Source organism: Nocardioides malaquae, assembly GCF_015070385.1.
GTDB classification, from domain to species: domain Bacteria; phylum Actinomycetota; class Actinomycetes; order Propionibacteriales; family Nocardioidaceae; genus Nocardioides; species Nocardioides malaquae.
On sequence record NZ_JADCSA010000260.1, the window covers coordinates 1 to 288 of the forward strand.

Sequence of the window (288 nt, forward strand, 5' to 3'; positions counted from 1 at the left end):
GGACAAAGTTCTTCGACATCTTTTACGATGTCAAAAATCACCGGAATGGTACGCAGACCTTTAAACAAACCGCCCGCGCCGTTGGTTTCCTGACCAAGATAACCATGACTTAATGGAATACGTTCATCCAGTTCACGCGCCGGTAATTGGCCAACGCGCAGTTGGGTAGTAACGAAATCAGCATCTTTCAATGCTTCGCGGCGATCCAGCGTTTTATAAAGCTTCATCGGGACGCCAGCGTTATCAATCATCCGTTGGCAGAGATCGAAAATAATATCCAGTTTCGGT

General features: G+C 46.9%; 1 protein-coding gene. It reads right to left on the reverse strand.

Annotated elements, in window-relative coordinates; genetic code table 11:
- Window positions 1-288 (reverse strand): family 4 glycosyl hydrolase (locus tag IEQ44_RS15695; RefSeq protein ID WP_498371225.1); only part of this gene is annotated, 288 nt, incomplete at both ends.